A 26601-nucleotide genomic window follows, 5' to 3' on the forward strand; every position below is an offset into this window, starting at 1 on the left:
TCTGTCCTCCGTGAGACGATATTTTTATTTCGTGAATGGTACGTCCGTGCCGAGTTCTACCACGTAGATGTCGAGGAAGGGGTCTTCATGATGAAACACATACGTCCCGACTGGGACACTTATTTTATCAAAATAGCTCAGGTGGTGTCGGATAGATCTACCTGTCTCAGGCGTCGTTACGGCGCCGTCTTGGTAAAGGATCACGTTATAATAAGCACCGGTTATAACGGGGCCTGTCGAGGAGAACCTAACTGCGTCGATGTTGGAATATGTCGCAGAGAGGCTTTGAAAATCCCTAAAGGAGAGAGGTACGAGCTCTGTGTTGCAGTTCACGCGGAGCAAAACGCTATAATAAACGGAGATCCAGAGAAGATGGTCGGTGGAACCATATACATAGCGGGGGTTAACGCCTCCGATGGGACGCTGGCCAATGGAGAACCATGTATGTTGTGTCGCAGGATGATAAAAAACGCCAGAATTGAGAGGGTGGTATTCCAGAATACGGACGGTACTATCTCTTCCGTCGCTGTAGAGGATATGAAGGAGCCGTCCTTCAAAAAAGACGTCGAATAGGAGGGATTCGTATGACCGTAACCAGAGAAAATGCGTGGGAGCTCTTGAAGGAGTATAACGAGGACGAGGGACATCTCAGACATGCCCTGGCTGTGGAGGCCTGTATGAGATATTTTGCCTCTAAGTCGGGAGAGGATGAGGATATCTGGGGGCTTGCCGGGCTCGTTCACGACCTTGATTGGGAAAGGGTTTCAGAAAAGGAGCCGGAAAACCATACCAAGTTAGCCGCCGCTGTTCTGGAGGAGAAGGGGTACTCTGAGGAGGTGATCAGGGCTGTTCAAGCTCACGGTTGGGGAATCTGTTCCGACGTGGAGCCTCTGTCCGAGATGGAAAAAACTCTCTACTCCGTGGACGAGTTGACCGGTTTGGTCATGACCACGGCTTTGGTGAGACCGAGTCGATCTCTTTCGGATCTTTCAGTGAAGTCTGTGAAGAAGAAATGGAAGGATAAGAGATTCGCCGCAGGGGTGGACAGAGAGCTCATAGAGAGAGGAGCCGCCATGATGGGAATCGAGCTGACCGACCTGATAGATGGGGTTATACAGGCCATGAGGCCTATAGAAAAAGATCTGGGGCTTGGCGCCTCTTAATGTGATCTATAGGAGTTTTATGTATATATGCCGATGAGATTCTCTCTCATCGAGAGGTATACTAGATACCCTAGAGGCTGGGCTTTGCTCGGCCTCCTTTCTTAGCGAGGAGGCTGATATCGTGGAAAAGATCACAGTTGTACTGGCGGACGATCATCCTTTGACCAGGCAGGGATTGAAGGCCTATTTGGCCAGAGAGAGCGGTGTGGAGCTGGTCGGAGAGGCTTCAGATGGCAAAGAGGCCTGGGAAATGATAGAGGAACTTCGTCCTAGAGTGGCTTTGTTGGATATCCGTATGCCGGTGGAGGACGGAATCTCCTTGGCTAGAAAGATAAAGGATGCCGGTCTTCCTGTCGCTCCCGTGATGCTGACGTCTTACGATTCTCAGCAGTATGTTCTGGCATCCCTGAGGGCTGGAGCCAAGGGCTTTCTCCTGAAGACAACATCGCCGGAAGCATTGGCCAAGGCGCTTCAGACGGTGGTATCCGGTGGCCTTTATCTCGATAGTGAGGTCGCTTCCGCCATGGGAGAGGTCCCTCAGATGGAGGACCTTTCGCCGAGAGAGAGGGAGGTTTTGCTCTTTGCTGCCAGAGGACTTTCCAGCAAAGAGGTAGCGTCTCAGCTTTTCATAAGCGAGAGGACCGTACAGACTCATCTGGCCTCCATCTACGATAAATTAGGGGCACACAATAAGACGGAGGCCATGTTATTAGCTTTGAAGTACGGCCTTTTGACCTTGGAGGAGTTGATAGAATGATCCGAAGGGGCATGCCTATAAGATGGAGTCTTTCCGCTATATTTCTGATAGCAGTGCTCCTTCCGACAGCTGCTGTATTGGTCACAGCCGGAATAGGTATAGTCCATCACGATAGGGCGATGAAGAGGGTTATGGCTTCTTACGTGGAGAATTTAGCCGATAACGTGGCTTCCAGAGTTGATCTAGAAGATTCCAAGTGGGTTTTGCCCACTCCGATGGTAGAGCTTTTACGGCAGCTTCAGGTCTTTTCCTGGGGGCCTTCATTGCCGGGATGGGTGGTCGTGGTAGACGGAGATGGCAAGATCCTGTTGGCCTCTCCAGGAGCGGAGGTCACCTTCAAACGGCTTTGGCGGAAGGACGTTCCAATAGGCAGAGCAGTCGAGCTCATGGACGATAGGGGTGATCGCTACACAGTGGCGGTGTATCCCGCCGCGTCTACCTTCGTCGTAGCGGCGGTCGCCTGGAATCAGCTGATGGGGCCTATGGTACAGGCATCCAGGCTCTGGTCCATCCTGATAGGGGCGGTGATAGTTGCGTCGGTGATATCCGGAGTTATGTTATGGCGGTGGGCCATAGGCCCTATAAAGGGACTTTCTGACGAGCTTACCGATCTCAAATGGGGATGCGAGGTCCCTGTCGCCGATGACAGCCGAAGCACAATCTGGGAGGTTCGCCATCTCAGAACGGTACTCTGTCGTCTTTCCAGAGCCGCCCGGGAAAGGGTCGAGCTTTGGAATCGTTATCTTCAGGATGTCGTGAGGGTTCAGGAAAGCGAAAAATCTCGGATAGCCAGGGATATACACGATGGGCCAGTTCAGGAGGTCACGGCCCTTATACAGAGGATAAGGCTCGCCTCTCTCGATCCTGTCGAGAAAAGAGAGGATCATCTTCGTCTTGCCGAGGACATCGGTAAGGAAACCATAAGACAGCTTAGGGAGATGTGCAATCAACTATCCCCTCCATGGCTTGATCTCGGTATGAAACATGCGTTAGACGAATTGTCCGACAGGCTTTCGAGACATCTGGGGTTGTTCGTCCAGCTCGACATATCCGACGACGTCGAGGAAGACCCCGACGTGATCCTGGCTTTTTTCAGGATCATACAGGAGGCCATCCATAATTCTTCCAGACATGGAGGGGCTAAGAACGTCGATATAGAGATATCAGGGGACGAAGAAAACACCTATCTCTCAATAAAGGACGATGGTTCGGGGTTTCAGTGGCCGGAGGATTTTGAGTTGCTTCGTTCGACTGGGCATCGAGGCTTGTTGAATATGAGGGAAAGGATAGAGTTGATAGGTGGTTCGATGAGAGCGGAGACCTCGCCGGGTGAAGGGTGTTCTCTTTTTTTCACCGTTCCTGTAATCGGTCGAACGTGATAGGATCTTGTCGTTTATACTTATATTGAATCGATATATCCTTTTGAGGAGGTGTTCTTATGAGGTTGAAAGTCTTGGGAGCTGCCGAAGAGGTTACAGGGTCCAGCTATATGCTGGAGGTCGCCGAACGTAGGATTCTCATCGACTGTGGACTTCATCAGGGCAGAAACGAGGAAGAGAGAAACAGAGAGCCCTTTCACTTCGACCCCCTGTCCTTGGATGTCGTTCTTTTGACCCACGCTCACATAGACCATACAGGAAGGGTCCCTCTTTTGGTCAAACAGGGATTCTCCGGCAAGGTCATGTCAACCTTGCCCACAGTGGAGCTTACCGAGGTCCTGTGGCGGGATTCTGCCCGCCTCATGAAAGAAGAGGCCGAGTGGAAGACCAAGAAGAACGCTCGCAAGGGACTTCCCGCGGTGGAGCCTCTTTTCGAGGACGAGGACGTCTCCGAGGCGTTGAGCCTTTTGGCGCCGGTTACATATGACGACAAAATAGAGCTGTTCCCCGAGGTGTTCGTCAGGTTCAGAGACGCAGGACATATAATGGGAAGTGCCATACTCGAGATATGGGTGACCGAGAAAGAGGAGACGGTGAAAATAGTCTTCAGCGGTGATCTCGGCCCTCAGAAGACCGTGATGGAGAGGACCCCAGCTGTGATAACCGGGGCCGACTATGTCGTAATAGAGTCCACTTACGGCGACAGGGAGCATAAGACTAACGAGGAAAGCCGCGATGAGTTCCAGACTCTCATGAGACAGATACTCGCCAAGAAGGCGAAGGTCTTTATTCCCACCTTCGTCGTGGACAGGGCGCAGAGGGTGGCCTACGAACTGATGCTCATTCAGGATCAGGGGCTCGGTAAGGACATTCCCATATACTTCGATTCACCTATGGGAGTAAAGGCCACGAAGATATACGAGGATCATCTCGATCTCTGTTCCAGCGAGATACAGGAATATCGTCATAAGGGGAACCATCCTTTTTCACCGGAAAGGTTGACCTACGTCTCCTCCGTCGAGGACTCTCAGGCCATAAACGACGTGGATCACGCCATAGTCCTTGCTGGAAGCGGTATGTGCAACGGTGGCAGAATAGTTCATCATCTGAAACACGGTATATGGAATCCTGAAAATCACGTGGTTTTCGTAGGCTATCAGGCGGTGGGGACCCTGGGACGCCGTCTGGTGGAGGGGCAGAAAAAGCTCCGTATCGCAGGAGAGGACGTTACCGTTAGGGCTCAGCTGCATACCATAAACGGTTTCTCCGCTCACGCAGATCGCAGGGATCTCCTTAAGTGGGCGGATAACTTCTCCGATAACTCTCCCACTTTTTTGGTCACCCATGGAGAACCTAAATCGGCCAACGCTCTCGCCGATGGACTGACGGAAAAGGGGTTTCAGGCTATAGTTCCATCGGTTGACCAAGAGTTCGAACTTAGCCCCAACAAGCGTGAAAGGGAGGAGAGGATAGTTTTATCCACCCCTCAGAGAGACGTCTCTTCCTACGTGGAGTTGGCCAGAGCTTTGGACGATATAGCTGCCATAACCGGTCGACTGACCGAGACAGCCTCCAAGATCAACGATATAGACCAGACCCTTCCAATGCTTAAGTCCGTCAAGATCCTGCTGGAAACGGTCTCGAATAAGTCGAAGTGCTGAGTTTCAGGTCCAGTATTTACCGTTTCTATCGGACACGACGTTGGTTTCTCTTCGGACTTTCATTGTCGGGGCTTACTGTCTTTTTGGTGTTTGGAGCTATTTGGGCCGTCCCCTCTCGTGCAATACACCCTATAGAGGCGATACCCAGGGTTTCGGATCGAATTCCCCACATGGTTTTTGCCGGAGAGGGCGATTTCTTTTACGACAGCTCGATAGGAAAACTCGGTCTTGACTTTATTTTGAAGATAGACGAGACCGAGGCTATAGGCCATCTTTCCGAGCTTTTTCGATTCTCAGATAGAATGGCCTGTTGTGTTCTCTCCCCGATCGGCGATGAGCCCTTCGGCTGTTTTGCCTTCAGATTGGATCCGCTTTACGGCAAGGACTTTGACGAAGGGAAATTGACGGATATCGTCGATCGATCTTTCGTTGGCGTGTCGATAGCTCCTTTTTTGGAGGAGAATCATAGAGGTTTGATTCTAGAAGGAGGGGAGCTTGATAACCCCTTGTTCTGTTCCTTTTACGAAGGCTTGTTCATCTTATCCTCCTCGAGGAAAGGTTTTAGATCCATGCTGGAGGCCATAGACGGAAGGATGGAGTCTTTTTACTCGACTTGGGACGTAGAGCCTTTCTGGCCCGGTCATCTGGAAATATCCGGAGGGGAGCAGGTTTTCTGGTCAGGCAGAGCTCTCTCCGTCATGTTTTCCTGGAGATCCGACGATGACGGAGGGATCTTGAGATGGAGGATCGCAGGAGCCGAGGATATTCTTCCGGATTTGGAGCCATTCGAATGGGAGAATCTGCCGGATCTTCCTTTTCCGTTGGGAATGGCGGTCGGATCGATTTTGCCCGAGCCGGTAATAGCGTCTTCCGGAGGAGAGACGACCCTTCTTTCCGCTCCGTTCCCGGGGTTTGTGGTACATTTTTTGGGAAACGACACCGTCAATGGGATCGTTCGATCCCTGTGGACGGATGTCCTTTCCGACTTTTTGTCTGTGGATGTCTCCGTCGAAAGTGGGGGCATCGCCCTGTCTCCCTTTCCCGTGGTGGCAATTAACGAAGGAAAAGGAGGAACTCTTGGGCTTTTGGATCCGGATTCTCTTCGATCCTTCGAGTCCTCTGACATGGATGACAGATTGGTCGATCCATGGAGGAACAGCGTGGCATGGGGGTATATGAACGGCCCATCTTTCGCACTCTTTATGGAGGGTATGATAAAGTCCGGAAGGATCCTTTTCACCGAGGAGGCAGAGAGCTCCATCGGTATGGATTCTCTCGTTAATTTGACTAGGTATCTTCGTCCTCTCTGCGATATATCCTTCGTGGTAACTGAGATAGACGAGGGTGTTCTGAGATGGACGTGTTTTTAAAAAAATCAGGTTATGCTTGGAGGAAGCGAAAATGGCTTTGGATGCGCTTAAGGTTCTCAGGGACAGAGGTTATATAGATTGGTGCAGTCACCCGGAAGAGCTTGAAGAGCTCTTCAGAGAGGGCAGAGTTACTGCATATGTGGGTTTCGATCCTACCGCCGACAGCCTTCACGTAGGACATCTGATACCTCTGATGGGGTTGGCCTGGCTTCAGAAATTAGGCCATCGTCCGGTCGTGCTTGCCGGAGGCGGTACCGGCATGATCGGAGATCCTTCCGGCAAAAGCAAAGAGCGGAACCTTCTGTCCATAGAGCAGATAAGGAAGAACGTAGAGGCGGTAAAGAAACAGCTCTCTCATTTCGTCAGTTTTGATTCCGGAGATAACTCGGCTCTTTTGGTCAATAACTACGATTGGTTGAACTCTATGACCTTTCTTGAGTTTCTTCGAGACGTGGGAAAGCATTTTACAGTCAACTACATGATAGCGAAGGAACACGTCAAGTCCAGGCTCGGAGATCAGGAAAAGAGCATCTCTTTCACCGAGTTCTCCTATACTTTGCTCCAGGCCTACGACTTTTTACACCTATACAGGACCTACGGTTGCAAGCTCCAGATGGGAGGTAACGACCAGCAGGGTAACATAGTATCCGGCATCGACCTGATAAGAAAGACCGACGGTGCCCAGGTATACGGTGGAACCAATCCGCTCCTCCTCACTTCGTCGGGAACCAAGTTCGGGAAAACCGAGGGAGGGGCGGTGTGGCTCGATCGTGAGAAGACCTCCCCTTACCGTTTCTACCAGTTCTGGGTTAACAGCGAGGACGAGGAGGTGGAAAAACTTCTGAAGCTTTTCACCTTCTTATCCCTCGAGGAAATATCGGAGATAATGAAGGAACATTCCGCTTCGCCGGAGAGAAGAGAGGCTCAGAAAACTTTGGCGATGGAGTTGACGTCTTTGGTCCATGGAAAGGATAGATCCGAGACCGCTCGCAGGGCAAGCGAGATCCTGTTCGGTGGAGCGTTCGATCCAGTCGAATTGTCGTCGGATATGATGAAAGTCCTGGCTACCGAGGTACCCTATTCCGAGGTAGAGGATATTTCGAGGTCCTTGATCGATATCATGGTGGACGCGAAGGTCTCGTCCAGCAAGGGAGAGGCCAGACGCCTCATAAAGGGAGGCGGAGTATCCGTCAACGGAAACAGGATATCGGATGAACGGATGGAACTCGATAGTTCATGGCTCTTGCAAGATGGATATCTTTTTCTCAAGGTCGGTAAAAAGAAGTTCTTCGTTCTGAAGACGGCGAGCTAAGGGGGGAGGCATTTCCTGATGAGATCAAAAGGTTGGGTTTGGTTTTTATCCGGAAAATTACGCCCTTGGGATCTTATGTCGCTGGGCTTTACAGCTAGACAGCTGGGGTTGGAGGGTACCAGGCTGACCGTTATATCCGAGTCCGGTTTTTTCCCGGGGTCGTTGGTCGAGGTGGTCTCCTGGAATGGTCAGGACGCCTTAGCGAGGGGATTGACGTTGCTTTTTAGAGGCAATGCATGGCATCTTTGGGGGAGTGCCCCCCGATGGTGGCCGATTATCTCGACCAGAGCTCTTACGGTCCATTCCTTCAAGGATCCCGAACAGAGATGGTGTGGTCATCCTTCCGTCTTTTCCGGTATAGCCGCTGAGGCCGACCCGAACTCTTGGAGGCCTGCTTTCGAGAGAGATCTATCGTGGGGGCAGCCGGGGGATAGCCACGGCGACCCCATGGCTCTCGTCGTTTTTCCCTCCTCCATGTCCAGGCCGGACAGAAGGGCGATAGAGGTTCTTCAACGTGGTGTAGGGTTGCCTATAGCTAAACTTACGGATCAGGGAGGTGCCTTTACCGGTGCTTCTGGTGCTATAGATGACGGAGATGCCGTTAGGTTTTTATCGGGAAGAGGACGGCTGCTTATACTGCCGGGAGTAGACCTATCGTCGGCCATATTGGCCGGTTTTGCCGCCCTTTACGGGGTCCCCACCGTTGCTCCTTGGTCTCCTATATTGGACGATCTTTTGGGTATCGATGGGTATATAGCCTTGAGAAAGGATGTACCTATACCGTCCGGCGAAGAACTCATAGGCGAAAGGGGCAAGACAGCTGCCGTGGCAGCAAGGCATAGAATCATCCTTAAATTTACTCCGGAGGCCTCGGCTCTCTCCATAACGAATATGTACAAGGCTCTATCGGAGGGAGCCCTTTGAGTATTAGAGTCAGGTGTATAGATATGTTGGCCAGTTGGGTTCGCCCGGGATGGCGGGCTTGGACTCTCTATCTTTTTCTTCGCTGTGTTTTAGGACTAATTTCACCTAGAAAGACGGTAGCATTGGATAATATGGCGAAAGCTTTCCCCGATAGAGACGAAAGGTGGTATCGTGAGAACCTGAAGGTTGTTTACGACCACTTTAGCTGGATGGTGGTGGAGTATCTGGCTCTCGTGAATGATCCATCCAAGGCATTGACGTGGGTAGAGAAGGTCGAGGGCAAGGACATCCTCGACGATCTTCTCTCGTCCAAGGAAGGTTGCGTCATATTGGCCAGCCACGGAGGCAACTGGGAACTACTTTCAGCCTGGTTGTGCCAGAGCGGTTATCCTCTCTACGCTGCCGTCAGAGATCCCGATTCCGAGGATCTCGCCGATCTTATGGAGTCCTACAGACAAAAAGTGGGGTTGAAGACCCTGAGAAAGGAACGAAAGGGCTTCCGAGAGATGGTCCGTCTACCTATGATCGGGAATTTCGTGGGTTTGGTCGCCGATCAGGACGGAGGACCTACAGGTATACCGGTAAAATTTTTAGGACGTCCATGTACCATGCCCAAAGGGCCTGCCGCCATCTCTGTGATGTCCAAGGTCCCTATAATTCCGGTTGCCATAGAGAGAGTAGCCCCCTTTAGACACAAGGTGAGGGTTTATAGGCCTCTCTCTACGTCCGAAACCGTAAAGGGGAAAGAGGATAAAGTCGTTGCCCTGGCTGCCGAGGTCAATGGGGTCTTGGAGGATATGGTTCGTGCTGTGCCAGGCGAATGGCTGTGGATGCACCGAAGGTGGAAGACCGATATAACCGGAAAGAACTCTATTTGAACTGGGCTATCCTAGATGGTATGCTCAGAAAGAGGAGGTGGGCAGAATGATCGTCTATGAGCTCATGACCGACGGGCATATCGTCAGACTGCCCGATCTGATATCCATTGGAGATATCCCGAAAGAAGGAGATCCCTTGGTGATATTGCTGATGCCCTACAACAGAGCGTTGGTGGGTTTCAGACAGGGCGGAGCCTACGAAAAGTGGCTCTGGGGTAAACCGGGGGAAGATAATACGTCTTGGAGGGAGAGCTTCCTATACGACGACGTTCCCTGTCGTTTCGACACGGGAGATACGATAATAACCATAGGAGGAGAGGTTTCCACGAAATTACGGTCCGAATTGCTGAGGCAGCTTCCTCCTCCGGGCAACCATGGAAACACGATGTCGATTCTCAAGGGATTTCTCAGCGCAACCTCCCTTTTCGACGAAGAGGATAGCTGGGACGACGAGGATCTCTTGCTTTCCTCTCTGTCCGGCATGGGAGAGTTTCGGTTGCTCTACTGGGGAGTCCGTAAGGCCCTGTCTCTTGGGGACCATTCCATGGTGGGCCGGATAAAGATATGGGCTAGGAGAGGAATCGACGTTTTCAGGGAAGAACCTGTTTTGCCGAAAATGTGGGTTTCCGTCGGGGATTTGCCTGGAAACAAGGGCATAGCCGAGTTGGAGGCTCTCCTTTTCAAGCCCGATCAACTTAAAAGGATGAACGCAGAAAAAAGCGGTTCCGTAGTCTTTCGAGGAGATTCAGGATATCTGGTTCGTTTCGAAGGGCAGCGTCCCTTTGGGGAAATTCCTGTCTCAGTCTGGATGTATTTCCCCTTCTACATGTGGGAGGAAATGAAGGATCGCAGGGGGCTGAGGCCCCAGGAAATAGTGATTCTCTCCTGGGGATATCTGGATGCACTGGAGGCCACGGAGGACATGGAACGCTACATGCTTCCTGTCTCTCTGGAGGAACCTATAAAGGTAGACGGTTAAGGTTGTTTGAAGGGAGAAAGGGTTGAAAAATCCCCCGTTCTCCCTTTTTTTATCTGGTATGCCAACGTTTTTCCAGAAGCTGAAGGGCAAAGCTGGTAGAACTGGTCAGACACAGATATACTATTCCTACGGCGATAAACGTCTCGAAAGACGCATAGGTCACGCTCCTGACCTGTTGTCCCGCCATGGTTAGCTCTGTTATGGCTAAGGTGGAGAGAAGCGACGATTCCTTTATCAAAGTGACGAACTCGTTCCCTATTGCTGGGAGCATGTTTCTTATCGCCTGCGGCAGTATTATGTATCTCATAGATCTCAAATAAGAAAGGCCGAGCATCTTGGATGCTTCCCATTGTCCCTTAGGGACGGCCTCTATTCCGCCACGGACTATTTCGCCTACATATCCCGATGAATTTATCCCCAAGCCTATTACCCCGGCTACGAAAGCCGGCAGGTTTATACCGAGGGACGGCAATCCGAAATATATGAGAAAAAGCTGTACCAGAAGAGGAGTGCCTCTTATGACGTATATGTAGGTTGCGGCAAGTCCTCTTACCGGAGCGAAGGGGACGACCCTAAGGGCGCCGACTATCAGACCGAAGGCCGATCCCAGAACGACGCTGCAGAGAGAGGCTTTTACCGTAAACCAGGCACCAGCCAGAAGCATAGGGATATAGGGCGACAGTATGGAAAAATCCAGGTTCATGTGCAAACTACCTCCTCAATCCGAATCCGCTACGTGGTGAGCCAGCATTCTGTGAAGGAAGGTCTTAGTCCGATCCATCTCGGGAGTTTCCAGGACCAGCTCTGGTGAACCCTCTTCGACGATTACACCGTCAGCCATGAATATAACCCTGTCGGAGACCTCTTTGGCAAAGAGCATCTCGTGGGTGATGATCATCATGGTCATTCCGCTTTTTGCCAGTCCAGCTATGACGTCCAAGACCTCTCCTACCAGCTCGGGATCGAGAGCGCTGGTTGGTTCGTCGAACAGCATGATCCTGGGCTCCATCGCCAAAGCTCTAGCTATGGCCACCCTCTGCTGCTGGCCGCCGGAAAGCTCTCCCGGTCTGGAGTCCCGTTTGTCCGCCAAACCGACCCTGTCGAGCAACTCCAAGCCCTTTGCCCTCGCCTCTTCTGTCGGTAGTTTTTTTACCTTGGTAGGAGACAATATTACGTTATCGAGCACGGATAGATGAGGAAAGAGATTGAACTGCTGAAAGATCATGCCTACAAGCTCTGATTGGTCCTCTATGGATATACCTTTATGATCGATTCTCCGTCCGTAGAGACGGATCTCCCCTTTGTTTATATCCTCTAGGCGACAGATGCAACGGGCCAATGTGCTCTTGCCCGATCCGCTGGGGCCTATTACCGATACTACCTCTCCTTCCGATACGTCGATATCGATGCCTCGAAGTACCTGAAGGCTCCCAAAAGACTTGTGGAGCCCCTTTACCTGAATGGCAGGATTCATGAAAGTACCTCCTGTTTATATTTACCTATCTCTTCAACTTTAGAACACTAGGCTGGAATCATATAGGATATCCCGGTTCGTGGCAAGAGGGGATGGGAGTCTTTATCGTATGCATGTATAGATATTTCCCAAGATAGATTATCTTCGATTTTTAGAGTAATATGACTAAAATCAGGGCTCTTTAGCCTGGAAGTCCCGAGAGCCCGATCTTTCGGAGTTTTATATTAGGATGAGTCGGTGTAAAATCAAAGCAGAAGGAGAGGGCGAGCTAGTTCCTTCAGCATCTCAGACTCCTCCTTCAGGTCGGAGCATCGTCGGTTGCGATGTGCTGAAGGATAAGAATCGAGAAAAACAAGGTTCCATAAGTCCGGTAAGGAACGCCTCCTATGGCGTTTAAAACGAGCAGAATGAGTATCGAGTACAGTAAGGGTTGATGCGATTGACAGAAGAAACTCACGACGATGCTCCGGCCGTTATTGTCCATCTATCGGGGGTGAGGTCCATCGAAGAATTGAACACCCTACAACCTCATAGAATCTCGAGACCGCTGTCGCCTGGCGGTGAGAGCGTTAGGGAAGGGTTCCCTGTATAATACCTACAAGGAGGGTCCGTAATCGGACCCTCCTCCCTTTTTTGTGGTGTTATAATTCGAGGGTGTGATCGAGAGGGTCCTCGATCAGGCCACAAGGAGGGATAGAATGAAACGAGAGAGTTGCATCGGTAGAGCCAGAGAGCTGCATGGCACCGGTCTAGTGGTGGACGCTCACTTCGATCTTCTCAAGGATGTCTTGGACAAGAGGGATAAGGGAAGAAAAAACGTCATAGAGGAAGATCATCTTCCTGCTATGAGGAGAGCCGGTCTCGACTTGGTGGTTTCATCTATCTTTGTAGAGGATCGCTATGTCCCAGATATGGCTCTGAAAAGGGCTTTGGATCAGATAGGGGCTCTCCACGGCGAGTTGGACGAGTGTTCGGATTCTTTTTCTCTCTGTTTGAATTGGGAAGATGTCGAGGTCGCTAGGGCTAAGGGACGGTTGGCGATATTGCTATCTTTCGAGGGAGTCGAGCCTATCTCGAACGATATGGGGCTTCTTAGAATATTTTATGAGCTCGGCGTACGTGGCGTGGGGCTCGTATGGAGCAGAAGGAATTACGCCGGAGATGGTTGCTTTTTCTCCCGACGACGGGAGGGACGGAAAGGAGGTCTTACCGATTTCGGGGTAAGACTTTTGGACGAGATTTCCCGTCTCGGTATGTTTTTGGACGTTAGCCATCTGAACGACGAAGGCTTTCAGGACGTACTGGAGTTCTATGAAGGGCCGTTCATCGCCTCTCATTCCAACTGCCGTTCTCTTATGGGGACCATGAGAAATCTGGAGGACGATCAGATAATAGCCCTTGCCGATAGAGGCGGGGTTATGGGGATGAACAGTTGCAGTACCTTTGTGGCCGAGGAATCGAAGGTAGGACCGGTAGGGGTTTCCCATCTGGCCGACCACGTGGATTATGTAAAAAAACTCGTAGGTATAGAGCATGTGGGGTTCGGATTCGATTTCTGCGATATGTTTCGTCAGTCCACAGGGAGTGAAAGTTATGATTGCATATCCGGTTACGGCCAGGTGATGGAGCTTTCCGCCGAGCTATTGAGCAGAGGCTACTCGGACGAAGAGGTCTTGTCGGTTATGGGTGGAAATTTCGCCAGGGTGTACAGATCGGCTCTTTCATGAATTGCCGTTGGAAGGGGATCCCGCATAGGATCCCCTTCCAACGGGTAGATCAGTAGGTCCACTCGAAGTCGGGCAGTCCTGCGTCGAGCATCCTTTTCTTCACGTCTTTAGCGATATATTCCAGATCTTCCGGGGTTTTGCCCTCGCATCTGGTAGCCAACACCGGTTGGGTGTTGGACGCCCTTATAAGTCCCCAGCCTTTTCCGTCGGGGTATACGATCCTCAGTCCGTCCACCGTTATGGCCTCGTGTTCTTCTAGGGCTTTGGACGTTATCCGTCCCATAACCTCGAACTTCTTGTCGTCGGGACACTCGACCCTTACCTCTTCGGTGTGATAGTAGACGGGGATATCGGAGAGCATCTCCGATAGAGACTGGTCGCTTTCCGAAAGCATCCTCAGCAGCCTTCCCGCAGCGTAGAAGGAGTCGTCGAAGCCGTAGTATTCGTCGGCGAAAAAAATGTGTCCCGAATATTCTCCGGCGAACAGAGCCCCGATTCTCTTCATCTCCGCCTTTATGAGCGAGTGGCCTGCCTTGTAATAATGGGGGACTCCTCCGAGTCGTCTGACCTCGTCCTCCAGGGCCTGAGAGCATTTGACCTCTATTATGGCGGTCGCTCCTGGGTTTTTCGGGAGGATCTCTCTCCAGTAGAGCGCCATTAGGACGTCTCCCCAGACGATTTCGCCCGAGTCGTCGACGACCCCTATCCTATCGGCATCTCCGTCGAAGCCGAAACCGACGTCCGCCTTGTTTTCCCTTACCGAGGCGATAAGATCCTGCATGTTAGCCCTCTTCTGAGGGTCCGGATGGTGATTGGGGAACGTTCCGTCCGGCTCACAGTAGAGAGGGATCACCTCGCAGCCCAGGCTTTCCAGAAATTCCACTATCCTAAGGGAGGCCGTTCCATTGGCTGCGTCCGCCACGACCTTGAGCTTTCTCGGTCCCAGTTGGATCTTGCTTTTCAACATCTCCAGATAGTCAGGCCACAGGTCTTCCTCCGAAACATCTCCTGGTTTGTCGGCTATTTCGAAGTCGTCCTTTTCCACCATCTCGCGGATTTTCTGTATCTCTTCCCCGTATATGGTGGATTTTCCCAAGGCCATCTTGAGACCGTTCATATCCTTGGGATTATGGCTCCCGGTTATCATTATCGCTCCATCGATATCGTGGTGGAACAGGCTCCAGTACAGCAGAGGACTCGTCACGGTACCTACGTCTATAACGTCTATGCCTGTGTCGATTAGTCCCTGTATAACGTCGTTTCTGATCCTCTCGGTGGAGATCCGGACATCTCCTCCTACGGATGCCTTGGTTATGCCCTTACGGCTTAGGTAGGTCCCGTACGATCTCGCTATGGCCAGTACGTTCTGGGAAGATAGGTCCGTTTCAGCCTCTCCCCTTATATCGTATTCTCTGAATATATTGGAGGGGACGTTCATTGCCGATCACTCCTTAAATATGATTGTCGGTTGTTTCCGTTTCCGTTACAGTATAATCTAGGTTCACGTCTTGCGTCGACTTTTGATTTTTCTATTTCACGGGTGGAGTTCGCTTCACTTGGGAGGGGTATTAATGTTGCATGCTCTGCTTATAGTTCTTCCTCTAGGACTTATAATGGCTATCGGATGGATCGTTAAACGGATCGGTCTCGTGACGGATACAGGGGTGGCTGAGATGAACGGCATGTTGTATTGGGTGTCCATGCCAGCAATCCTGTTCAGGTCGACCATAAAGGTGGATCCCGCCCATTTCTCAAACTTTCCCTTCATGTGCGGCGTCTACGGGGTTTTCGTAGTTTTGCCTTTTATATCTTGGGCTCTGGCCAGGATCAGAGGACTTCCCAGAGAGAAACTTGCCGTATCGGTTCTCGTCTCGATAAGGGGCAACAACGTTTTTATGGGGCTTCCTGCCGTTACCATTGCTCTTGGCGAACCGGGGCTCGTGAGCTACGGGATTTATCTGGCCCTATCCCTGGTGGTCTACCAGATGATCTCTATCGCCATGGGGCAACTAGCTCTATCCGGCGAGTTGTCCATCAGATCTCTTTTTAAGACGGTCCGTAAACTGGCCGGAAACCCCATGCTTGGAGCCTGTGTCCTAGGTGTGACGGGCGCTTTCCTGGGGATGGGAAATCTGCCAGGATGGTTGGACCAGACTCTCGGCATACTGGGCAACGTAGGCAGCGGAGTGGCTCTGATGGCCTTAGGGGCCTCTCTTCAGATAGAACATATTTTATCCTCGGTCAGGAGGGTCTGGAACGATATCCTGATCCGCCTGTTTCTGTCCCCTCTTATGACCTGGGGGGCTTTGACTTTTATGGAGGTTGATCCGATGCTGACTAAGACCGCCGTACTGGTGGCGGCCATGCCCGCAGCTGTAAATAATTTCGTCCTGGCCCAGGGGATGGGGATGGACGGATCCTATGCCGGTGAGGTTATTATAACCACGACGGTCTTTTCTATATTGTCCTTGACCTTATGGATTTCCCTGTTGGGTGTTTAAAGGTTGCCTTTAGTTACTTTATCGGAGGACGGGGTAGCCCCCTCGTGATAAAATAAAATGGGTATGTTTTACCGAGGGGGTGTATTTCTTTGGATTCTGGGGAAAACAAAAATCATGTATTGCTGGTGCTTTCCTTTTCACTGTTTTGTTGCATGATGGGAGTAGGGGTTATAAGTCCCATTCTGCCTCTTTACGCCGTCAAGATGGGAGCTAGCGGTACACTGTTGGGGCTGGTGTTCGGAGCCTTTTCCATGTCGAGGCTTTTCTGTTCCCTCGTCTCCGGGTCAATGGCCGACAGGCTGGAGAGAAAGACCCTGATTCTCTTCGGGCTCTCTATCTACACCATCTCCTCCTTAGCCTATCTTTTCGTGGAATCCGCCTGGCATCTGGTGGCTATAAGATTCTTCAACGGTCTTGGATCGGCGTTCGTGGTTCCCGTCGCCATGTCTATCGGTTCCGACGTGAGCGAGGAAGGGGAGGAAGGGGCCTTTTTTGGATCTCTTCAGATGGCCCTATTCGCTGGGATAGGCGCAGGTCCCCTTATCAGCGGTTTGTTGACAGATTGGTTGGGATTGCAGGCGCCCTTCCTTGTCATGACCGCCATGACATTGGTGGCCCTTACGGGCATAGCTCTTTGGCTTCCCAAGGGATTGCCTGTCAGTTCATCCGGAACGGGGGGGGATCTCTCCGTCTATTCGGCTCTCCTGAAGGACCCTGTCCTGAGAAGGGTCTATGCCTACAGGTTTTCGACCGCTCTCGGTCGCGGTTCAATGTTGATGTTTCTGCCTTTGATAGCCACCGAATTGGACCTGTCCTTTGTTAGGATAGGGATTATTCTCTCGACGGTCTCGATCGCCACGTCCCTCTTTCAGAAATACACAGGAGGTTTGGCCGATCGTTTTCCCAAAAACCGTCTTGTTCTAGTGGCGGGGGTTCTGTCCTCCGTTACGTTGTTTTCCATGCCGTTGCTCCGTACCTTTCCTGCGTTGCTTTTAGGCGCTTTGGCTTTCGGGATCGGGACCGCCACAGGAGCTCCTTCCATAACCTCTCTGGCCGCTATAAGAGGCCGTGATTTCGGGACGGGGAGGGCCATGGGGGTTTTCAATATAGCCTTCGGGCTGGGTATGATGAGCGGGCCTATTTTGGCCGGATACATAAGGGACGCCGGGATACTTTCATCTCCGTTTGTCCCTATCGGTATTGTACTCTTGACGGCGTCGTCGTTTTTTATCCTAGATGGACCTTTCAGAGCCGTCGGTATCTCTTCCGGAAGAGAGGAATGCGTATCTGGTTGACGCTTTGGGAACCAGCCAGATTTTTATTAGGAGGTACTCCTTTTGTTGTTAGAGGAAAAAAGAGAATTAGTGGTTCGATACGGCAGGATGATTCAAGAGCAAAAACTCACGACCGGTACAGGGGGAAACCTCAGCGTCTTGAATCCCTCGTCGGGGTTGATGGCGATAAGTCCCTCTGGGGTGGACTACGAGGAGATCGTCCCAAAAGACGTCGTGATAATGTCCCTGGACGGAGTTTTTCCGGAGGAGGATCACAGAGAACCCTCCTCTGAATGGCAGTTGCATTCAGCCCTTTATCGGCATCGGCCCGACGTTAGAGCCATCGTGCACTGTCATTCCGATTACGCTACGGCGGTCTCCTGCCTCGGTATCGATCTGCCTCCCGTAAACTATATGATAGCGGTAGCAGGGGATAAAGTTCCTCTGACTCCTTTTGCCGTTTACGGAACCTCAGATTTGGCCCTGAACGTGGTAAATTCTATCGGAGATTCCGACGCGGCCTTGATGGCCAACCACGGTCAGATCGCTCTGGGAAAGACTATGAAAGCCGCTTTCGCCGTAGCTCTCAATGTCGAGTACGTGGCGAGGCTGTTTATCTTGGCCAAGGGAGCGGGAGACCCCGTTTTGTTGTCGAGAGCGGATATTTTAGAGACCAGGAAGCGTTTTAAATCCTACGGCCAGAGAATAAAAGACCGAGTAGGAGATGATAACGATGCCTCTGTGGGGTAGATACCGTATGAATCGTTTCATAAATTCTCTGCCGACTCCCCTTTATTGGCTTCTTTTGGGGCTGGCGTTGTTTTTCCTGGTCAGTTGTCTTCTGTCCGTACTGGGTATGCTTTTGCCTCTGCTACTGTTAGGGGGCGCCGTTTGGTTGTTGATGGGCTGTGTCAGGGATCCCAGATTTTTAGACGTCGTCAAGGGCAGGCGAAGCGGAAAAGGTCCTCGTCGCTTTTAGCCTATCCTGTAGCGCACGGCAGAGGTTTAGAGTAAAATTACTCGAGTGCGTTTTTTGCGCTGAACATAGGGATTAAGAGAGGAAGTGTCAATCGGATGGATAATATTCGATACGCACAGATAAACGGAGTGGAGATCAGGGACATGAAAGACCTTCCAGGAGAGGAGGTCCTTTACAGTGGGAGCCTTTACCTGGACGGAAGGGAAATTGGAACAATAGAGGAAGACCCTGAGGGAGGCCCTATATCTTTGGATGTGTTTCCGAGATACGAAGAGGTCCTTAAGTCCAGGATCAACGACTACGTCAGAGCCATGGCCTTGGAGGAGGGAGAGATTCCCCATAGGGACGTGTTTTTCCTCGATCTCATAGATATGCAGATCTTCTACGATATGTATCGCGAAGGATTGTCTGAGGGGTACATGTGCCTGGTAGTCGATGCGTCCGGTGAGGATCTTGAAATATACAGCGTTCAGTCCGAGGAGGAAGTGGAGAACCTGGTAAGGGAGAAGGATCTCTCCGATTTCGAGGTATATGCCTCGCCTACGGATTTCATAGTCAGCTGTTAATCTCTGCGAGAGGAGGGAGCTCCCTTCTCTCTTTTTTCGTCTCTGGATATTCCCGATCTTTTGTTGATCTCATCGTCCCTCAGAAAACGGAATGGATCGTCTCCTCCGTCGAAATAATCCTCGCTTCGCCAGTTCTCGGTTCCGTCTGCCATAGTATCACCCCCCCTATTTTCGATATACGGCTTGCATTTTACGTTCCCCTAGGGTATATTGCAACGTGAAATATAGCAGGGAAGTCCGTTCAGGAAGCCGGTGAGAATCCGGCACAGCCCCGCTACGGTTAGGATGACGACGGAGACACACCGCCACTGACTTCGGTCGGGAAGGCGTCTCCTAGGTTGAATCCAAGTCCGGATACTGAACGGAATGTTCCATGACTAGATCTCCTCGAGGGCGGAGATTTTTGTCTCCCTATTTAGACGGCCCTTAGGCCGTTTTTTTTATTTGCCCCCATACTCCGTCTTCAAGGCGGTTAGTGTAGGACAGGAGGCGGCCTTAGGCCGCCTCCTCGTCCTATGTCGAATTACTTACTCAGTAAGGTGGTGTTTTTGATCTTTATTTTTAATCGATCTGTCCGTACGATGTTGGTCTTTTGTTTCTTGTCTTTTCTGAGTGTTTCTTCCTCCTATGGAATGACGGTGGATTACGCCACCAACCTTAAGGTGGACGAGGTAGATGGATGTTATCTGGTGACCGTAGATCGTCCTTATTACGGTGCGACCGAACCGGAGGTCGTTTTATTGGTGCCGGAGGACATGGAGCCTTCCGTATCTATGGACGGAATATCTAGGATAGATATTCCCCTTAATCGTATCGTCGTGGGAACTACCCCGGCGGTGGCGTGTCTTGATGCACTGGATTCCTTGGATTTGCTTGTAGGTCTGGCGGGAGGCAAGTACGTCTACACCGATTCGGTCAGAAAGATGGGGCTTCCAGAGGTTGCCTCCGATGGCGGTATGTCCAGATCCCTGGACAGGGAAAGACTGCTGGAGTTGGCTCCCGACGGGTTCATCACCTATCTGTATGGTGACGAGGAACGCCGGGACGTCGATTTCTTAAGGAATTGCGGCGTGCCGGTACTGTTCATGGCGGAGTATCTGGAGGACTCCCCTCTGGCCAGAGCGGAGTGGATAAAGTTTATCGGGCTTTTGGTCGGCAGGGAAGAGCAGGCCACAGAGATATTCGATAAAGTGGTCCGGAGATATGAAGAGCTGGCGAGTATGGTCGAGAAATCCCAAGTCCGGCCGTTGGTCCTCTCGGGAGCTCCTTTTGGAGGGGTTTGGTACGTTCCCAGGAGGGGTAGCTGGCCGTCCATTATGTTCCGGGCGGCCGGGGCGAAATCTCTCTGGAACGATTTAGAGGGAACCGGCACCGCTCCGATGGATCTGGAGGCGGTCCTGGTGAGGGCGGAATCCAGCGAGATCTGGTTGAACTGCGGTTCCTGGCGGAGCCTTGAGGACGCAGAGAGATCGGGACTTCCCATAGAGGCTTTCCCCCCCTTCGAAAAAGGGGAGATCTTCAACAACGATCGCAGGGTTACCTCTGAGGGAGGTAACGATTACTATCAGTCCGGAATAATAAGACCGGATATGATACTTGCGGATCTCATCTCCATAATCCATCCGGAAAAAATGAGGGATCATGAGCTGTTCTACTACCGAAAGCTCAAGTAGATCCCTCCGTTCCTTGCTGCCGTGGATACTGCTTCCCATGGCACTTGTCATCGTGGCTTTGGCTGGTCTCTGTCTGGGATCCGCATCAATTCCGGTCTCCTCTATCTGGGCGATTTTCTCCGGCGGAGATGTCTCCAGCAGCTGGAAGACGATAGTCTTGGATCTGAGGTTGCCCAGGGTTGTCTCGGCCATCCTGGCAGGAGCAGCTCTGTCTTCCTCCGGGTTGATCATGCAGACCCTTTTCGGAAACGGTCTCGCCGGTCCCTCGGTCCTCGGAGTTAGTTCCGGCGCCAGCCTGGGAGCCGCTCTGGCTTTGCTTCTCGCTCCCGGAGACGGGCTGATCTCTCGTTTGGGTCTTCTCGGCTGTTCATTTGCCGGAGCCTTCATCACGATGATGCTTGTCGCCTTGATAGGCGAGAGGGTGAAAAGAGGTGGTACCCTGCTCATACTGGGGCTGATGATAGGCTACACTGTTAACGCGGTGGTTTCGGTGTTGATACAGTGGGCGCCTTCGGAGCGGGTTCACGGATTCGTCTCCTGGAGTTTCGGGACATTCTCCGGCATAGGCTGGGATCGTATTCCCTGGATGGCCTCCTCCGTGTTTCTGGGGCTGGCCTTGGCTTTCGTGGGACGCAGGTTTTGGGATGCTTTCTTGCTGGGAGAGACGTGTGCCGCCACCGTAGGGGCAGACGTCCCCAGGATAAGGAGAAGGATGATACTGATATCGGCATTGTTGGCCGGAACGGTCACGGCGTTTTGCGGCCCCGTGGCCTTTCTGGGGGTGGCCGTTCCCCATATGGCCAGGGGTATCTCCGGTAGCGCCAGACATGGTCGGCTTCTTCCTGTCACCGTCCTGTGTGGTGCCTCCTTGGCGGTCGCCGCCGATTTGCTGTCAAGACTTCCAGGCGGAGCGTCGTCTCTTCCTCTGAACTCGGTGACCTCTCTGATAGGTGCGCCTGTAGTGGCCTGGGTGGTCTTTCGGGGTGGAGACCGATGAAAGACCCTATACTTCAATCTATTGGGTTGGCCGTGGGATATAAGAACAGAATAGTAGTATCTGGGATGGATTTTTCCCTCTTTCGAGGAGAGGTCGTCTCTCTGCTGGGACCCAACGGATCGGGCAAATCCACGGCCCTGAGAACTCTCCTGGGGCTTCAGCCATCTCTCGACGGTGTCGTCCTGTTGGACGGCGCTCCGTTGGAGTCCTATTCTCCTTTGAAGAGAGCCAGAATTGTGGGGGCCGCCCTTTCCGACAGGCCTAGGCCCTGGGGAATGACCGCGTTGGAGCTGGTGGAACAGGGGCGTTTCTCCAGGGATCGTGACGAAGACAGATGCGTCAGGGCGATGGAGGATATGGGGGCCATGGAGTTGGCGGGCAGACAGCTGACGGAGCTCAGTGATGGGGAGCTTCAGAGGGTCCACGTAGCCAGGGCTTTGGCTCAGGATCCGTCACTCCTGATATTGGACGAGCCGACGTCTTTTTTGGACCAGCCCAGAAGGGTAGAGGTACTTAGGAGATTGAGACGATTGGCCACGGAGAGGGATATCTCCGTGTTGCTCTCGCTTCATGACCTGGATCTGGCTCTTTCCCAGTCGGACAGATGTCTCTTGATAGTCGACGGAGTAATATCGGTGGGATCTCCGGAGGATCTGGTCTTGCGAGGAGCCTTCGGAGATGCATACGGTCAGCCTAGGGACTGGGATCCTCTGGAAAGGCCGGAGCCCGACTATCCCGATACCTCCATAACGGTAGAGCTTAGTTGTCCGGACCATCTCTCATGTTGGGTCCTCCGAGGACTCAGACGAGGTGGTTTCGCCTTGGGATCTTCCTGCCGTCGTCTTAACGTGTCGGTCGATGACGGAGATATCCTGTTTCGTGTCGATAACGAAGGGACGATCTCCGAGCATGGAGGGCTGGACTCGGTGATAGACGCTTTGTCCGGCGATAGGGAAAGTCCGCGATGTCCTCGATAGAGGTATTAGATGCCGTCCTTTCCCGTAGCGAAGTGGAGGATGCTCTTTATCGGTGGAACCTGGAGGAGCCGGATTACATAGATGGCCGACTTCACAGACTTTACCGATTGGCCAAATCCGTTCTGGCCTGGGCCTATATGTTACCGGAATCGGTGGAAAAACGGGGCGGATGGGGGCCCGGTGTATCGTCGCTTATGGTAGGAGGTGGAACGGTCGGAGAGGGGCTTTCCAGGATAGCGGAAGAGGAGGGTGTTTTTTCCGTGGCCATGACGATAGCCTTGTTGGGAAAGGGGCAGGAGCGTTTTTTCGAGATAGTCCGATCCGAGGGCCAGAGGAGAGGGCTCCCAGTCGGAGCCTTTCACACTCCAGGATCCGCCGGGGGGATGGACCTCTCGGTGAACCTGGATCTGGGCAAGGGATTGCCCCTGGATAAACTGGGAATATCGGTCCTTCCAGACGGACAGCTGAGTCCGTCCTATTCCTGGATTGGGGTAGTCCCCATCGGAGAGGGGACCGATAGGGTCACCTTTCTATGCCGAGGTTGCCCATTTCATGAAAGTTGTCCTCTAAGAAGGGAATGATTTTTCACCGTTGACGTGTGCTCCGGCGGCGTATATAATGCACGTCATTAACCTAAAAATAGATCGAACCATCCAGAGCGGCGGAGGGACTGGCCCTACGAAGCCGCGGCAACCTTCGCAATAGCGAGACGGTGCCAAATCCAGCAGGAATTCCTGGCAGATGGTCGAGGCTTTTATCGCTTTTTATGGATGCCTCTTCCTCTAAGCCGGAAGAGGCATCTATTTTTTTAGAGAGGAGAACCCGCCTATGAGACTCAGCGATTCCAACATGATGATGTGCGATATGATGTGCTGTCTCTGCGGGGCTCCTGATGGAGAATACGGCGGCTAATCTATCGTAGCCGTTTTTTCTTACCGGGATCTCCGTACGGGGGATCCCGGTTTTTTTTATTCTTGAAGGGGGGGTAGAGAGTTTCATCGTTTTTTGGTTCGGAAAGACCAAGACAAATCCACAGGAGGTTCTGAGATGAAAAAATATATCGCTTATCTGTTCGTTTTTCTGTTCTCTCTGTCCGTGGCGACCGGTTCCAACGCCGAAGATCTCTCGGTCCTGAAGGTCGGTGCCACCGCCGGACCTCACGCCGAGATACTGGAGTTTCTGAAGGATCGTTTGAAGGATCGTGGTATCGATCTCCAGGTCTATAGCTTTAACGATTATATAACTCCCAACGCTGCTCTGGACCAGGGAGACCTGGATGCCAACTCCTATCAGCACGGGCTTTTCATGAATACCCAGAACCAAGACAGAGGGTACCGTCTGGTATCCGTGGCAAAGACGGTAGTCTGTCCTATGGGATTCTACTCCAAAAAGATAGACGACGTGGATGATCTGAGGGAAGGGGCCAAGGTCTCGGTTCCCAACGATCCGGCCAACGTAGGGAGAGCTTTGGCTTTGCTGGAGGAAAAGGGTTTTATAAAGCTCGCCGACGGAGTGGGCTACAGGGCTTCCGTGCTGGACGTGGTGGAAAATCCTAAGGGGATTAAATTCGTAGAGATAGAGGCCCCTCAGCTTCCCAGGGTTCTTGACGACGTGGATATGGGAGCTGTCAACGTCAATTACGCAGTGGAGGCGGGATTATCGCCCCTGGAGGATGCCATTCTTCTCGAGGATCCTGAGACCTCTCCTTTCGCCAACATCATCGCTGCCAGGGAGGATAACAGGGACGATCGGAGGATCGAACTTTTGACAGAGGTCTATCACAGCGATGAGACCAGAAAGTTCATTCTCGATCGATTCAAGGGTTCCTTCGTGCCGGCCTGGTAGAGGCGTGAGATATGACCATACTTCTGGAAAAGGTCGGCAAGGTCTTCGAAGCTGACGGATCGTCTCTGAAGGCTCTGGACGGGGTGGATCTTCACGTTCCCAGGGGCTCCATCTTCGGAATAATAGGCCAGAGCGGAGCAGGAAAGAGTACCCTGGTTCGCTGCATAAATCTGCTGGAGCGCCCTACGTCAGGCAGGGTGACGGTGGGAGGAGTGGAATTGACCTCCTTGGGTGAAGGCGATCTTCGGGAGGCGAGAAAGAAGATAGGCATGATCTTTCAGTCCTTCAACCTCCTGTCGAACCGCACCATATTCGGCAATGTGGCTCTGCCTTTGGAGTTAGACGGATGGAGTAAGGGCGATATAGAGGTCAGAGTGGAGGAGCTGCTTGATCTGGTCGGACTGGTGGACAAGAGAGATCAATATCCCTCTCAGCTGTCAGGAGGGCAGAAACAGAGGGTCGGTATAGCCAGGGCCCTGGCCAACCGCCCCAATGTGCTCCTGTCCGACGAGGCTACTTCTGCCCTGGATCCCATGATGACCAAGTCGGTGCTCGCCTTGCTCAGGGAGATCAACGAAAAGCTCGGTCTTACCATAGTCCTCATCACCCACGAGATGAACGTGGTGAAGGAGGTCTGCTCCCACGTTGCGGTCATAGAGGGAGGACGAATCGTGGAGAGGGGAACGGTTCTCGATGTATTTACCTCTCCGAAGAAGGGTGCCACCAAGGAGATGTTACGAGAGGTCGTGGGGGTGGAGCTTCCGGAGAGTTTCGCCGGATTGGACTTCCTGGAGGACGATGCCGTCGGGGGAGAACCGGTCGTACAGCTTCAATTCTTCGGTTCATCCGCGGCGGAACCGGTCATCTCCGGGATGCTCCGTCGTTTCGACGTGGACGTGAATATCTTGGTCGCCAGGATAGACCATATACAGTCGGTTCCTTACGGAACCCTGGTGCTTCATCTATCGGGGGAGGAGCGGGAGAGAGACGCCGCTCTGGGCTATCTTGATGCTATGGATCTCAAAGTGGAGGTGATCGGCCATGTGGGCTCAGCTATCGCGAGTGCTGTTTAGCTCTTTTCTTGAGACCCTCTATATGGTGGGAATGTCCTCGACCATTTCCTTTATCTGCGGCATTCCGTTGGGGGTGTTCCTCCACGTCACCGCCAAGGGTGAGATACTGGAGCGACCAAAGGTCAATGGGGTTCTTTCGGCTGTGGTGAACGCAGCCAGGTCCACTCCGTTCATCATATTGATGGTACTTCTCATACCGGTTACCAGGATGATAGTTGGTACATCCATAGGCATAAATGCCGCCGTAGTCCCCCTGGCGGTGGCGGCTATCCCCTTCGTGGGGCGGATAGTGGAGGGGGCGTTGAAGGAGGTCGACAGAGGAGTGGTGGAGGCTGCCCAGTCGATGGGGGCCACTCCCCGTCAGATAATAGGCAAAGTGCTTCTACCAGAGGCTCTGCCGGCCATTATATCTGGACTTACCCTGGCGGTTATAAACCTGATCGGCTATTCGGCCATGGCTGGGGCGGTAGGAGGCGGAGGTCTGGGAGATCTGGCGATACGCTACGGATATCAGAGGTTTCGGATGGATATAATGTTCGCCACGGTGGTCATACTGATAGCCATGGTCCAGATATGTCAGGGCTTGGGAGATCGTATGGCCGGAAAGGCCAGAAAGTCTTGAACTAAAACTCCTCTGGGTGGATAATGACACGGTGAAAGTTCGTCCATTCTAAGAAAGGGAGAGGATTTTATGGCTAAACTTCCGAAGAACGTTTGCGAGGCCTGGGACGACAGAGACGGCGCAATCGTCCTGTCTACCGTAGACGGAGAGGGAGTTCCGAACTCTATCTACGCCACCTGCGTGAGCCGCTTCGACGATGAGACCCTGGTCGTCGCGGATAACTATTTCGACAAGACCAGAAAGAACATCTCCAAAGGCGGAAGAGGATCTTTGCTTTTTATAACCAAGGCGGGCAAGTCCTTTCAGGTCAAGGGCAAGATCGAATATCACGATAACGGCCCTATCTTCGACGACATGAAGGCATGGAACCCCGAAAAACATCCGGGACATGCCGCGGCGGCCTTGAAGGTGGAGGAAGTCTACTCGGGGGCGGAGAAGCTCCTTTAGGGCATCTCTAAAAACGCTGTCCC

At 52.3% G+C, this 26601-nt stretch carries 28 protein-coding genes and 2 riboswitches; of the genes, 24 read left to right on the plus strand and 4 right to left on the minus strand.

Annotated features, from left to right (window positions below; all coding sequences use genetic code 11):
* The first annotated feature begins 87 nt into the window (after positions 1 to 87).
* From L2W48_RS00080 to L2W48_RS00125, 10 genes are all read left to right on the plus strand, one after another.
* Positions 88 to 573 (plus strand): deoxycytidylate deaminase, encoded by a 486-nt coding sequence (locus L2W48_RS00080; protein ID WP_236097547.1) that lies wholly within the window; start codon positions 88 to 90, stop codon positions 571 to 573.
* An 11-nt stretch (positions 574 to 584) separates the two neighbouring features.
* Positions 585 to 1163, plus strand: coding sequence for an HDIG domain-containing metalloprotein (locus L2W48_RS00085; protein WP_236097548.1), 579 nt, complete (start codon positions 585 to 587; stop codon positions 1161 to 1163).
* 121 nt (positions 1164 to 1284) lie between these two features.
* Positions 1285 to 1920, plus strand: a complete 636-nt coding sequence (locus L2W48_RS00090) for a response regulator transcription factor (RefSeq protein WP_236097549.1) — start codon at positions 1285 to 1287, stop codon at positions 1918 to 1920.
* The gene (locus tag L2W48_RS00095; RefSeq protein WP_236097550.1) at positions 1917 to 3299 is read left to right on the plus strand and encodes a sensor histidine kinase; all 1383 of its coding nucleotides are present in this window, start codon (positions 1917 to 1919) and stop codon (positions 3297 to 3299) included. Before L2W48_RS00090 ends, L2W48_RS00095 begins: the two co-directional genes overlap by 4 nt.
* Positions 3300 to 3358: 59 nt before the next feature.
* On the plus strand, positions 3359 to 4960 hold the full coding sequence (locus L2W48_RS00100; protein WP_236097551.1) for an MBL fold metallo-hydrolase RNA specificity domain-containing protein: 1602 nt from the start codon (positions 3359 to 3361) through the stop codon (positions 4958 to 4960).
* Between the two features lie 170 nt (positions 4961 to 5130).
* A complete protein-coding gene (locus tag L2W48_RS00105; protein ID WP_236097552.1) occupies positions 5131 to 6330 on the plus strand; it encodes a hypothetical protein in 1200 nt (399 codons plus the stop codon).
* Positions 6331 to 6361: 31 nt separating this feature from the next.
* Positions 6362 to 7642 (plus strand): tyrosine--tRNA ligase, encoded by a 1281-nt coding sequence (tyrS, locus tag L2W48_RS00110; protein WP_236097553.1) that lies wholly within the window; start codon positions 6362 to 6364, stop codon positions 7640 to 7642.
* A gap of 18 nt (positions 7643 to 7660) precedes the next feature.
* Complete coding sequence (locus L2W48_RS00115) at positions 7661 to 8566, plus strand: hypothetical protein (RefSeq protein WP_236097554.1); 906 nt, start codon at positions 7661 to 7663, stop codon at positions 8564 to 8566.
* A complete protein-coding gene (locus L2W48_RS00120; RefSeq protein ID WP_236114892.1) occupies positions 8563 to 9444 on the plus strand; it encodes a lysophospholipid acyltransferase family protein in 882 nt (293 codons plus the stop codon). The genes L2W48_RS00115 and L2W48_RS00120 overlap by 4 nt, the downstream gene beginning before the upstream one ends.
* Before the next feature lie 46 nt (positions 9445 to 9490).
* Positions 9491 to 10423 carry a hypothetical protein gene (locus L2W48_RS00125; protein WP_236097556.1) on the plus strand — a complete coding sequence of 311 codons (933 nt, stop codon included), beginning with the start codon at positions 9491 to 9493 and terminating at the stop codon, positions 10421 to 10423.
* Positions 10424 to 10472: 49 nt separating this feature from the next.
* Here L2W48_RS00125 and L2W48_RS00130 read toward each other — a convergent pair whose 3' ends face one another.
* Positions 10473 to 11126, minus strand: coding sequence for an amino acid ABC transporter permease (locus L2W48_RS00130; protein WP_236097557.1), 654 nt, complete (start codon positions 11124 to 11126; stop codon positions 10473 to 10475).
* Between the two features lie 15 nt (positions 11127 to 11141).
* Positions 11142 to 11897: an amino acid ABC transporter ATP-binding protein gene (locus L2W48_RS00135; protein WP_236097558.1), complete on the minus strand. Its 756-nt coding sequence runs from the start codon at positions 11895 to 11897 to the stop codon at positions 11142 to 11144.
* A 698-nt stretch (positions 11898 to 12595) separates the two neighbouring features.
* Here L2W48_RS00135 and L2W48_RS00140 point away from each other — a divergent pair.
* The gene (locus L2W48_RS00140; protein WP_236097559.1) at positions 12596 to 13624 is read left to right on the plus strand and encodes a dipeptidase; all 1029 of its coding nucleotides are present in this window, start codon (positions 12596 to 12598) and stop codon (positions 13622 to 13624) included.
* Between the two features lie 49 nt (positions 13625 to 13673).
* Here L2W48_RS00140 and L2W48_RS00145 read toward each other — a convergent pair whose 3' ends face one another.
* Complete coding sequence (locus tag L2W48_RS00145; RefSeq protein WP_236097560.1) at positions 13674 to 15062, minus strand: phosphomannomutase/phosphoglucomutase; 1389 nt, start codon at positions 15060 to 15062, stop codon at positions 13674 to 13676.
* A gap of 133 nt (positions 15063 to 15195) precedes the next feature.
* On the opposite strand from L2W48_RS00145, the gene L2W48_RS00150 reads away from it, so the two are divergent.
* From L2W48_RS00150 to L2W48_RS00170, 5 genes are all read left to right on the plus strand, one after another.
* Positions 15196 to 16125, plus strand: a complete 930-nt coding sequence (locus tag L2W48_RS00150; protein WP_236097561.1) for an AEC family transporter — start codon at positions 15196 to 15198, stop codon at positions 16123 to 16125.
* An 89-nt stretch (positions 16126 to 16214) separates the two neighbouring features.
* Entirely contained in the window at positions 16215 to 17420 is a 1206-nt protein-coding gene (locus tag L2W48_RS00155) for an MFS transporter (RefSeq protein WP_236097562.1), read from the plus strand.
* Between the two features lie 42 nt (positions 17421 to 17462).
* Entirely contained in the window at positions 17463 to 18149 is a 687-nt protein-coding gene (locus L2W48_RS00160; RefSeq protein WP_236097563.1) for a class II aldolase/adducin family protein, read from the plus strand.
* 7 nt (positions 18150 to 18156) lie between these two features.
* Positions 18157 to 18378: a hypothetical protein gene (locus L2W48_RS00165; RefSeq protein ID WP_236097564.1), complete on the plus strand. Its 222-nt coding sequence runs from the start codon at positions 18157 to 18159 to the stop codon at positions 18376 to 18378.
* Between the two features lie 95 nt (positions 18379 to 18473).
* Complete coding sequence (locus L2W48_RS00170) at positions 18474 to 18944, plus strand: hypothetical protein (protein ID WP_236097565.1); 471 nt, start codon at positions 18474 to 18476, stop codon at positions 18942 to 18944.
* On the opposite strand, the gene L2W48_RS00175 is transcribed toward L2W48_RS00170, so the two are convergent.
* Positions 18941 to 19096 (minus strand): hypothetical protein, encoded by a 156-nt coding sequence (locus tag L2W48_RS00175; RefSeq protein ID WP_236097566.1) that lies wholly within the window; start codon positions 19094 to 19096, stop codon positions 18941 to 18943. The two genes, L2W48_RS00170 and L2W48_RS00175, sit on opposite strands and share 4 nt — an antisense overlap.
* Before the next feature lie 24 nt (positions 19097 to 19120).
* A riboswitch (cobalamin riboswitch) is annotated at positions 19121 to 19324 on the plus strand.
* Positions 19325 to 19543: 219 nt separating this feature from the next.
* Between L2W48_RS00175 and L2W48_RS00180 the strand changes: the two genes are divergently transcribed.
* The 8 genes from L2W48_RS00180 to L2W48_RS00215 all read left to right on the plus strand — a co-directional run bounded on the left by L2W48_RS00180 (position 19544) and on the right by L2W48_RS00215 (position 26578).
* Positions 19544 to 20617 (plus strand): ABC transporter substrate-binding protein, encoded by a 1074-nt coding sequence (locus tag L2W48_RS00180; protein ID WP_236097567.1) that lies wholly within the window; start codon positions 19544 to 19546, stop codon positions 20615 to 20617.
* Positions 20586 to 21614 carry a FecCD family ABC transporter permease gene (locus L2W48_RS00185; protein ID WP_236097568.1) on the plus strand — a complete coding sequence of 343 codons (1029 nt, stop codon included), beginning with the start codon at positions 20586 to 20588 and terminating at the stop codon, positions 21612 to 21614. The genes L2W48_RS00180 and L2W48_RS00185 overlap by 32 nt, the downstream gene beginning before the upstream one ends.
* A complete protein-coding gene (locus L2W48_RS00190; RefSeq protein ID WP_236097569.1) occupies positions 21611 to 22591 on the plus strand; it encodes an ABC transporter ATP-binding protein in 981 nt (326 codons plus the stop codon). Before L2W48_RS00185 ends, L2W48_RS00190 begins: the two co-directional genes overlap by 4 nt.
* Before the next feature lie 32 nt (positions 22592 to 22623).
* Entirely contained in the window at positions 22624 to 23172 is a 549-nt protein-coding gene (locus L2W48_RS00195) for a hypothetical protein (protein ID WP_236116485.1), read from the plus strand.
* A 65-nt stretch (positions 23173 to 23237) separates the two neighbouring features.
* Positions 23238 to 23339: riboswitch (SAM riboswitch) on the plus strand.
* A 299-nt stretch (positions 23340 to 23638) separates the two neighbouring features.
* The gene (locus L2W48_RS00200; protein ID WP_236097571.1) at positions 23639 to 24436 is read left to right on the plus strand and encodes a MetQ/NlpA family ABC transporter substrate-binding protein; all 798 of its coding nucleotides are present in this window, start codon (positions 23639 to 23641) and stop codon (positions 24434 to 24436) included.
* A gap of 11 nt (positions 24437 to 24447) precedes the next feature.
* Entirely contained in the window at positions 24448 to 25509 is a 1062-nt protein-coding gene (locus L2W48_RS00205; protein ID WP_236097572.1) for a methionine ABC transporter ATP-binding protein, read from the plus strand.
* Complete coding sequence (locus tag L2W48_RS00210; protein ID WP_236097573.1) at positions 25478 to 26131, plus strand: methionine ABC transporter permease; 654 nt, start codon at positions 25478 to 25480, stop codon at positions 26129 to 26131. Before L2W48_RS00205 ends, L2W48_RS00210 begins: the two co-directional genes overlap by 32 nt.
* A gap of 69 nt (positions 26132 to 26200) precedes the next feature.
* Entirely contained in the window at positions 26201 to 26578 is a 378-nt protein-coding gene (locus tag L2W48_RS00215) for a pyridoxamine 5'-phosphate oxidase family protein (RefSeq protein ID WP_236097574.1), read from the plus strand.
* Positions 26579 to 26601: the final 23 nt, after the last annotated feature.

Source organism: Dethiosulfovibrio russensis, from assembly GCF_021568855.1.
GTDB classification, from domain to species: Bacteria; Synergistota; Synergistia; order Synergistales; family Dethiosulfovibrionaceae; genus Dethiosulfovibrio; species Dethiosulfovibrio russensis.

Excerpts from the sequence above, each read along its gene's own strand:
- L2W48_RS00080 (WP_236097547.1), top strand. The coding sequence starts at position 88 with ATGATGAAACACATACGTCCCGACTGGGACACTTATTTTATCAAAATA.
- L2W48_RS00085 (WP_236097548.1), top strand. The coding sequence starts at position 585 with ATGACCGTAACCAGAGAAAATGCGTGGGAGCTCTTGAAGGAGTATAAC.
- L2W48_RS00095 (WP_236097550.1), top strand. The coding sequence starts at position 1,917 with ATGATCCGAAGGGGCATGCCTATAAGATGGAGTCTTTCCGCTATATTT.
- L2W48_RS00100 (WP_236097551.1), top strand. The coding sequence starts at position 3,359 with ATGAGGTTGAAAGTCTTGGGAGCTGCCGAAGAGGTTACAGGGTCCAGC.
- L2W48_RS00105 (WP_236097552.1), top strand. The coding sequence starts at position 5,131 with ATGGTTTTTGCCGGAGAGGGCGATTTCTTTTACGACAGCTCGATAGGA.
- tyrS (WP_236097553.1), top strand. The coding sequence starts at position 6,362 with ATGGCTTTGGATGCGCTTAAGGTTCTCAGGGACAGAGGTTATATAGAT.
- L2W48_RS00115 (WP_236097554.1), top strand. The coding sequence starts at position 7,661 with ATGAGATCAAAAGGTTGGGTTTGGTTTTTATCCGGAAAATTACGCCCT.
- L2W48_RS00125 (WP_236097556.1), top strand. The coding sequence starts at position 9,491 with ATGATCGTCTATGAGCTCATGACCGACGGGCATATCGTCAGACTGCCC.
- L2W48_RS00130 (WP_236097557.1), bottom strand. The coding sequence starts at position 11,126 with ATGAACCTGGATTTTTCCATACTGTCGCCCTATATCCCTATGCTTCTG.
- L2W48_RS00135 (WP_236097558.1), bottom strand. The coding sequence starts at position 11,897 with ATGAATCCTGCCATTCAGGTAAAGGGGCTCCACAAGTCTTTTGGGAGC.
- L2W48_RS00140 (WP_236097559.1), top strand. The coding sequence starts at position 12,596 with ATGAAACGAGAGAGTTGCATCGGTAGAGCCAGAGAGCTGCATGGCACC.
- L2W48_RS00145 (WP_236097560.1), bottom strand. The coding sequence starts at position 15,062 with ATGAACGTCCCCTCCAATATATTCAGAGAATACGATATAAGGGGAGAG.
- L2W48_RS00150 (WP_236097561.1), top strand. The coding sequence starts at position 15,196 with ATGTTGCATGCTCTGCTTATAGTTCTTCCTCTAGGACTTATAATGGCT.
- L2W48_RS00165 (WP_236097564.1), top strand. The coding sequence starts at position 18,157 with ATGAATCGTTTCATAAATTCTCTGCCGACTCCCCTTTATTGGCTTCTT.
- L2W48_RS00170 (WP_236097565.1), top strand. The coding sequence starts at position 18,474 with ATGGATAATATTCGATACGCACAGATAAACGGAGTGGAGATCAGGGAC.
- L2W48_RS00175 (WP_236097566.1), bottom strand. The coding sequence starts at position 19,096 with ATGGCAGACGGAACCGAGAACTGGCGAAGCGAGGATTATTTCGACGGA.
- L2W48_RS00185 (WP_236097568.1), top strand. The coding sequence starts at position 20,586 with ATGAGCTGTTCTACTACCGAAAGCTCAAGTAGATCCCTCCGTTCCTTG.
- L2W48_RS00190 (WP_236097569.1), top strand. The coding sequence starts at position 21,611 with ATGAAAGACCCTATACTTCAATCTATTGGGTTGGCCGTGGGATATAAG.
- L2W48_RS00200 (WP_236097571.1), top strand. The coding sequence starts at position 23,639 with ATGAAAAAATATATCGCTTATCTGTTCGTTTTTCTGTTCTCTCTGTCC.
- L2W48_RS00205 (WP_236097572.1), top strand. The coding sequence starts at position 24,448 with ATGACCATACTTCTGGAAAAGGTCGGCAAGGTCTTCGAAGCTGACGGA.
- L2W48_RS00210 (WP_236097573.1), top strand. The coding sequence starts at position 25,478 with ATGTGGGCTCAGCTATCGCGAGTGCTGTTTAGCTCTTTTCTTGAGACC.
- L2W48_RS00215 (WP_236097574.1), top strand. The coding sequence starts at position 26,201 with ATGGCTAAACTTCCGAAGAACGTTTGCGAGGCCTGGGACGACAGAGAC.